This is a genomic window from Streptomyces sp. NPDC002785 (genome assembly GCF_040295565.1).
Classification (GTDB): Bacteria; Actinomycetota; Actinomycetes; order Streptomycetales; family Streptomycetaceae; genus Streptomyces.
In genome coordinates, this window is the sequence record NZ_JBEOVN010000292.1 from 1 (window position 1) to 6,892 (window position 6,892).

At 68.7% G+C, this 6,892-nt stretch carries 7 protein-coding genes; 6 read left to right on the top strand and 1 reads right to left on the bottom strand.

Going from position 1 to position 6,892, the window contains the following annotated elements; translation table 11 throughout:
- Positions 1-250: 250 nt before the first annotated feature.
- Together ABTZ94_RS35415 and ABTZ94_RS35420 are read left to right on the top strand one after the other, a co-directional pair.
- Positions 251-1,378, top strand: coding sequence for a ferrochelatase (locus ABTZ94_RS35415; RefSeq protein WP_351207227.1), 1,128 nt, complete (start codon positions 251-253; stop codon positions 1,376-1,378).
- Positions 1,379-1,579: 201 nt separating this feature from the next.
- Positions 1,580-2,398 carry an inositol monophosphatase family protein gene (locus ABTZ94_RS35420; RefSeq protein WP_351207218.1) on the top strand — a complete coding sequence of 273 codons (819 nt, stop codon included), beginning with the start codon at positions 1,580-1,582 and terminating at the stop codon, positions 2,396-2,398.
- A gap of 80 nt (positions 2,399-2,478) precedes the next feature.
- Here the strand turns inward: ABTZ94_RS35420 and fliE are convergent, their stop codons facing one another.
- Positions 2,479-2,652, bottom strand: coding sequence for a flagellar hook-basal body complex protein FliE (gene fliE / locus ABTZ94_RS35425; protein WP_176740391.1), 174 nt, complete (start codon positions 2,650-2,652; stop codon positions 2,479-2,481).
- 378 nt (positions 2,653-3,030) lie between these two features.
- On the opposite strand from fliE, the gene ABTZ94_RS35430 reads away from it, so the two are divergent.
- The 4 genes from ABTZ94_RS35430 (at position 3,031) to ABTZ94_RS35445 (ending at position 6,596) form a co-directional block, all read left to right on the top strand.
- Entirely contained in the window at positions 3,031-3,684 is a 654-nt protein-coding gene (locus ABTZ94_RS35430; RefSeq protein ID WP_351207221.1) for a response regulator transcription factor, read from the top strand.
- 6 nt (positions 3,685-3,690) lie between these two features.
- Complete coding sequence (locus tag ABTZ94_RS35435; protein ID WP_351207223.1) at positions 3,691-4,920, top strand: sensor histidine kinase; 1,230 nt, start codon at positions 3,691-3,693, stop codon at positions 4,918-4,920.
- 404 nt (positions 4,921-5,324) lie between these two features.
- The gene (locus ABTZ94_RS35440; protein WP_003965732.1) at positions 5,325-5,621 is read left to right on the top strand and encodes a DUF4193 domain-containing protein; all 297 of its coding nucleotides are present in this window, start codon (positions 5,325-5,327) and stop codon (positions 5,619-5,621) included.
- Positions 5,622-5,633: 12 nt separating this feature from the next.
- Positions 5,634-6,596: a hypothetical protein gene (locus tag ABTZ94_RS35445; RefSeq protein ID WP_351207225.1), complete on the top strand. Its 963-nt coding sequence runs from the start codon at positions 5,634-5,636 to the stop codon at positions 6,594-6,596.
- The last annotated feature ends 296 nt before the right edge of the window (positions 6,597-6,892 follow it).

A 6,892-nucleotide genomic window follows, 5' to 3' on the forward strand; every position in this document is an offset into this window, starting at 1 on the left:
CTGGAGCGGGCTCCCGACGTCATGCGACTCCGCTCGCGGCGTTGTCGTCAGTCAGCGACGCTCTGCGTCGCTTCCTTCCTCCGCCTTGCAATTGAAGCCGCATGACGCCGCTCGCTGATCCGCTCCCTCTCGTGGAGGAGGTCGTTGGCCGATACAGCTTACGGTCGGGGTGATCCGTCCGGCACTGGGGTGGGCTTGGGAGCCGATGTCGGTGGGAGCACTGTCCGAGGCGGGTGGCAGGATCGATGCCATGTCCGATCTGCGCGATCCCGCTCCCTATGACGCCCTGCTGCTGCTCTCCTTCGGCGGCCCCGAAGGCCCGGACGACGTGGTCCCGTTCCTGGCGAACGTGACCCGTGGCCGCGGTATCCCCGAGGAGCGGCTGAAGGAAGTCGGCAAGCACTACTTCCTGTTCGGCGGCGTCAGCCCGATCAACGCCCAGAACAGAGCCCTGCTGGACGCCCTGCGCAAGGACTTCGCCGAGCACGGACTCGATCTGCCGGTGTACTGGGGCAACCGCAACTGGGCGCCGTACCTCACCGACACCCTGCGCGAGATGATCGCGGACGGACGCCGTCGCATCGCCGTCCTCGCCACCAGCGCCTATGCCTCCTACTCCGGCTGCCGGCAGTACCGCGAGAACCTCGCCGAGTCACTGGCCGCCCTGGAGGCCGAGGGTCTGCCGGTGCCCCGGGTCGACAAGCTCCGGCACTACTTCAACCATCCCGGGTTCGTACGGCCCATGGTGGACGGCGTCCTCGCCGCCCTGGCCGACCTCCCCGAGGACGTACGGGCGGGGGCACACCTCGCCTTCACCACGCACTCCATCCCCACCTCCGCCGCCGACACCTCCGGCCCCGTGGAGGGGCACGGCGACGGCGGCGCCTATGTCGCCGAACACCTCGACGTCGTCCGGCTGATCGCCGACGCGGTGCGTGAGGAGACCGGCGTCGAGTACCCCTGGCAGCTCGTCTACCAGTCGCGCAGCGGCGCCCCCCACATTCCGTGGCTGGAGCCCGACATCTGCGACCACCTGGAGACGCTGCACGGCGAAGGCGTCCCCGCCGTGGTGATGGCCCCCATCGGTTTCGTCTCGGACCACATGGAAGTGCTGTACGACCTCGACACGGAGGCCACCGCGAAGGCCGCCGAGCTCGGACTTCCGGTGCGCAGGTCCGCGACCGCGGGCGGCGACCCGCGGTTCGCCGCGGCCGTGCGCGAACTGGTGCTGGAGCGCGCCGCCACCGAGCAGGGGCGCGGCGTGCAGCGGTGTGCGCTGGGCGCGCTCGGCCCGAGCCATGACCTCTGCCCGGTCGGCTGCTGCCCGGCCCGGGCCCTCAAACCCGCCGCCGCGGGCGCCGACAGCCCGTACGCATAAGACCGACCGGCAAGTGGGGGGTGGGAGAAGGAGCGGGGCTGGGGTGCGTGCAGCTGCGAGGCGGAGGATTGAGCCAACGCGGAGTGTTGGTGATTGACGACAACACGGCAGATGTGCGTGCCCAGCCCCGCGACGCCGCCCCCCCCATTTGCCGGTCGGTCTAAGAGCCCCTGCCGCACGCCTACAGACCCCTGGAGCGCCGTGACCGACCCGAACCTGTCCGAACTGCTCGACCTCGCCCTGGAGGCCGCCCGTCGCGCCGGTGCGCTGCTGCGCGACGGGCGCCCGGCCGATCTGGGGGTGGCCGCGACCAAGTCCAGCCCGATCGACGTCGTCACCGAGATGGACATCGCCGCGGAGAAGCTGATCACCGGCTTCCTCACCGAGCGCCGCCCCCAGGACGGCATTCTCGGCGAGGAAGGGGCGAACGCGGAGGGCAGCAGCGGTATCCGCTGGGTCATTGACCCGCTCGACGGCACCGTGAACTACCTGTACGGACTGCCGACCTGGGCCGTCTCCATCGCCGCAGAACGGGACGGCGAGCGGGTCGTGGGGGTGGTGGAGGCCCCGATGCGCCGTGAGACGTACCAGGCGGTGCTCGGCGGCGGTGCATACGCGAAGGGCGGTGCGTACGGCGGAGGCACCGAGCTGCGCTGCCGGCCCGCGCCGCCGCTCGACCAGGCGCTCGTCTCGACCGGTTTCAACTACGTCGGCCACGTCCGTACGCACCAGGCGGACGTGGCCCAGAAGCTGATCCCGCGGCTGCGTGACATCCGGCGCAGCGGCTCCGCCGCCGTGGACCTCTGCGACGTGGCGTCCGGCCGCCTCGACGGCTATTACGAGCGCGGGCTCCATCCGTGGGACCTGGCGGCCGGTGACCTCATCGCCCGTGAGGCGGGCGCCCGCACCGGCGGCCGTCCCGGGCTGCCCGCCGACGGTGATCTGACGGTCGCCGCGACGCCGGGTGTCTTCGAGCCGCTGCAGGGCCTCCTAGAGGAGTTCGGAGCCTGGCACGACTAGAGACCGTCGACCGGTTCCTCCCGGCGCGCGAGAAGGGCCCCTGGCGCCGGTTGCGGCATCAGGGGCCCTTCTCGCGCGCCTCAGACGCTGGTGGCGCCGATTTCAACGCCGTGCTCGGCGGCGAGGCGGTGCAAGTCGTCCAGTTCACCCTGCTCGACATCCGCGAGGAAGTCGTCGCCCGTCTCGCGAGCTTTCGTGAGGTCGGACTCGGTGGTCTTGATTCGTTGCAGCAGACCTGCGGTGAAAGCGTCCATAATGCGCCCCCTCATCGTGGGTCGGTGGCACGGGGGTGTGCCCGGGTTTCCCTCCGCACGGAGGCGGTAGGGCGGGTGATCACGCGCTCTCCGGGGACGGAGTGGCCTGTGGCACGCCACATTCAAGGCGTGATCGCGGGTGTGAATGCGTCCTCCCCAGCCCAATGCTCAGAGAAACCTCAACTGGCCCGGAAATCCGGTGAACTCCCCGGAGCCCCAGGTCGGCCATCGCCGCCTTACCGCCGGTTTATACGCGTTGCGGGCAGGATGGAGCCGCACAGACCAGCACTGATGAGCGGTTCGGATCACGGACCGTGGGCACATCGGGACGTTCTGAAAGTTTCCGACGTGCTGAAGTTTCTAAGGAAGGACAGCGCCGTGCGCGTACTCGTCGTGGAGGACGAGCAGCTGCTCGCCGATGCGGTGGCCACCGGATTGCGCCGTGAGGCCATGGCTGTCGATGTCGTGTATGACGGTGCTGCGGCCCTGGAGCGCATCGAGGTCAACGACTACGACGTCGTGGTGCTGGACCGGGACCTCCCCCTGGTGCACGGCGACGACGTCTGCCGACGGATCGTCGAGCTGGGCATTCCCACCCGGGTGCTCATGCTCACCGCGTCCGGGGACGTCAGCGACCGTGTGGAGGGGCTGGAGCTGGGCGCCGACGACTATCTGCCCAAGCCGTTCGCCTTCAGCGAGCTCACCGCGCGGGTACGGGCGCTGGGCAGGCGTACGACGGTGGCCCTGCCGCCCGTCCTGGAGCGCGCCGGAATCAAGCTCGACCCCAACCGCCGTGAGGTCTTCCGGGACGAGGTCGAGATCCAGCTCGCGCCGAAGGAATTCGCCGTGCTGGAGGTCCTGATGCGCAGCGAGGGCGCGGTCGTCTCGGCCGAGCAGCTGCTGGAGAAGGCCTGGGACGAGAACACCGACCCGTTCACCAATGTCGTCCGGGTGACCGTCATGACACTGCGCCGCAAACTCGGCGAGCCGCCGGTGATCGTCACCGTGCCCGGCTCCGGCTACCGGATCTGACGGCCGATGCCCACCGTCCCGGCGCCGCCGACGGCGCCCCCGAAGCCCACCTGGGAGCCCAAACAGCAGGAGCAGCCCTACTGGCTGCGCCCGACCATCCGGATACGGCTCACGCTGCTCTACGGCGGCATGTTCCTGATCGCCGGCATCCTGCTGCTGTCGATCATCTACTTGCTGGCCGCGCAGGCCCTGCACGTGGGCAGTGAGCTGCCGTTCAAGATCGTCAACGGTCAGGTGACCAGTGAGGTCTGCAACCTGCCCGAGAAGGCATCGCCCGACTCCTTCAACGCGGCGATGAACTCCTGTGTCAACCACCAGCGCCAGCAGGCACTCGACACGCTTCTCAACCGGTCACTGCTGGCCCTCGTGGGGATGAGCGTCATCGCCTTCGCCTTCGGCTATGCCATGGCGGGCCGGGTGCTCTCCCCGCTGGGCCGGATCACCCGCACCGCACGCCAGGTGGCCGGAACCGATCTGTCCCGCCGGATCGAGCTGGACGGCCCGGACGACGAGCTGAAGGAGCTCGCCGACACCTTCGACGACATGCTCGACCGTCTGGAGCGGGCCTTCACCGCTCAGCAGCGGTTCGTCGGGAACGCGTCGCACGAACTGCGCACCCCGCTCGCGATCAACCGCACGCTGCTGGAGGTCCATCTCTCCGACCCCCAGGCCCCGCCGGAGCTGAAGCAGCTCGGCAAGACCCTGCTGGCCACCAATGAGCGCAGTGAGCAGCTCGTCGAGGGCCTGCTGCTGCTCGCCCGCAGCGACAACCAGATCGTCGAGCGCAAGCCGGTCGACCTCGCCGAGGTGGCCTCGCGTGCGATCGATCAGACGCGCAGCGAGGCCGAGGAGCGGGGCGTGGAGATCCGGGGCGAGCGGGCCCCGGCCGTCGTTCAGGGCAACGGCGTCCTGCTGGAGCGGATTGCGCTGAACCTCGTACAGAACGCTGTGCGCTACAACGTCCCGGAGCAGGGCTGGGTGGAGGTCACCACCGAGCTCCAGCCCGGCCAGGCGGTGCTGGTGGTCTCGAACACGGGCCCTGTGGTGCCTGCGTACGAGATCGACAACCTCTTCGAGCCCTTCAGACGGCTGCGTACGGAGCGAACGGGCAGCGACAAGGGGGTGGGGCTCGGTCTGTCGATCGCGCGGTCCGTGGCGCGCGCTCACGGCGGCCGTATTGTCGCGGAGCCCCGCGAGGGCGGTGGTCTCGTGATGCGCGTCTCGCTGCCGGTCTGAGAAGCTGGGCAGGGCGATGCGGGCACGAATTGTTTTGTTCGCTTTGAGCGGAATTTTCGGGGCCTGCGCCCGGGGTGGTCGTGTGTGATCGATCACAGAAGCGAATTTCCGGATATCAACGCTCCGTGATCAGGGCCGTCATCGGAAAACCCGCAAAAATCGGGGTTTTCGGGGTTCGATATCACGGGAAGTACACGGGGTGGCGCCCGTGAAGCGCGAGACCGGGACCGTGTACGGTCCCCATCGCCACCCAAGTCGGCCATTCCCGAGTGGTCCTTTTGGGTGTCGATTGAGTAACAGACCTTGATGTGAGGCAAAATCTCCGCCTCAGGTCGGGCACAAGTCCGGCCTCTCACGCGTTACGTGCGCTGAGACACCGCAGACACCCAGAGGGGGAGAGCGACATGGCAACGGATTACGACACCCCACGCAAGACCGATGACGACGTCGACCAGGACAGCCTTGAAGAGCTCAAGGCTCGCCGGAGCGACAAGACGGCGTCCGCCGTCGACGTCGACGAGTTCGACGCGGCCGAAGGACTGGAGCTGCCCGGCGCAGACCTGTCCAACGAAGAGCTGGCCGTAAGGGTCCTGCCCAAGCAAGCCGACGAGTTCACGTGCATGAGCTGCTTCCTCGTGCACCACAGGAGCCAACTGGCGCGCGAGAAGAACGGCCAGCCGATCTGCCGCGACTGCGACTAGGCCGAACCGACCGTGGCAGGCGACACACCGTTCCGGAAGCGACGCTTGCGGCGCAAGAGGTCGTCGGAGGCGAATCAGGGCGGCACAGGCCCGGCAGAAGGCGTAGCAGCGCCTGCTGAGCGGTCCGCCCTGCCACCTTCCCCGGGTGAGCGGGACGACGAGCGGGGCCGGCCGGCCTCGCTCGAAGCAGTCACGGCAGCTGAAGGAGTTGAAGGGGTCGACACGGCCGATGGGGCCGGACAGGTCGACAGGACGGAGCCCGTGACCGGGGCAGGCCGTCTGAGCTCAGTGAAACGGGGAGCACTCAAGGGTGGGGAGAGCGTCAAGGCAGCGATCGGTCATATCGCGGACCGGATCATCGAAACCGCTCCCCGCATCCCTGTGCGCGATCTCGCGACCCTGCGCAAGCAGTTCCCGGGCCTCGGGCCCGAGGAGCTCGCCGACAAACTCATCGCAGGCGCGAGCAAGGCCACAGCAACCGTCGGCGCCGGTATCGGCGCGGCGGCCATGATGCCCGTACCGCCCGCCATGCTCGCCGAGCTGGCGGCGGAGATCACCGGTGTGGCGGCGATCGAGATGAAGCTCGTCGCCGAGCTGCACGAGGTCTACGGGCTGCGCCCGCCGGGCGGGCTCACCCAGCGCTCCACCTCCTACCTCACGTCCTGGACGCACGAGCGCGGTATCGATGTCACCCACCCCGCGACGATCAATACGGCGCTGGGCGGCCAGATGAGGCGTGAGCTGCGCCAGCAGGTCACGAAGCGCATGGTGCGCGATCTGCCGAATCTCGTCCCGTTCATGGTCGGCGCCGCCGTCGGCGCGATGATGAACCGGCGCGACACCAAAAGACTTGCCGAACGGGTCAGGAAGGACCTGCGTAAGCGCCAGATCTCCTGGGACCGGCTTCCGGAGCTGCCTCCGCTGGAGCCATCGAGAGCCCTGCGCAAGGATCTGCCGGGCGAGCTGGAGAGCTGAGGCGCCGCCGGCACCCGAGACCCGGACCCACCCCGCCCGACAGGGCCTGTGCGGCCGAGAGAGGCCGACTGGAGGCCCGCGAGGAGTCCCCTGAAGGAGAAAATCCCGAAACCAGTGTCCCTCGCGGCAAGCTTCGCCCCGTCGCGCCGCCCAGCACGCACATTCGCACCGGACGACGCTCCTCACGGGACAGCCCCTAGGCCCAATGCCGTTCGGTTAGAGGTTCGATCTGCGGCGCAATGCTCGGCGTTTCGGCTGGTGATACGGGTGCAGCCCTTGTAGTGGTTCTCGGGTCC

Coding starts and splice junctions, on each gene's coding strand:
- fliE (WP_176740391.1), bottom strand. CDS start 2,652: ATGGACGCTTTCACCGCAGGTCTGCTGCAACGAATCAAGACCACCGAG.
- ABTZ94_RS35435 (WP_351207223.1), top strand. CDS start 3,691: ATGCCCACCGTCCCGGCGCCGCCGACGGCGCCCCCGAAGCCCACCTGG.
- ABTZ94_RS35415 (WP_351207227.1), top strand. CDS start 251: ATGTCCGATCTGCGCGATCCCGCTCCCTATGACGCCCTGCTGCTGCTC.
- ABTZ94_RS35440 (WP_003965732.1), top strand. CDS start 5,325: ATGGCAACGGATTACGACACCCCACGCAAGACCGATGACGACGTCGAC.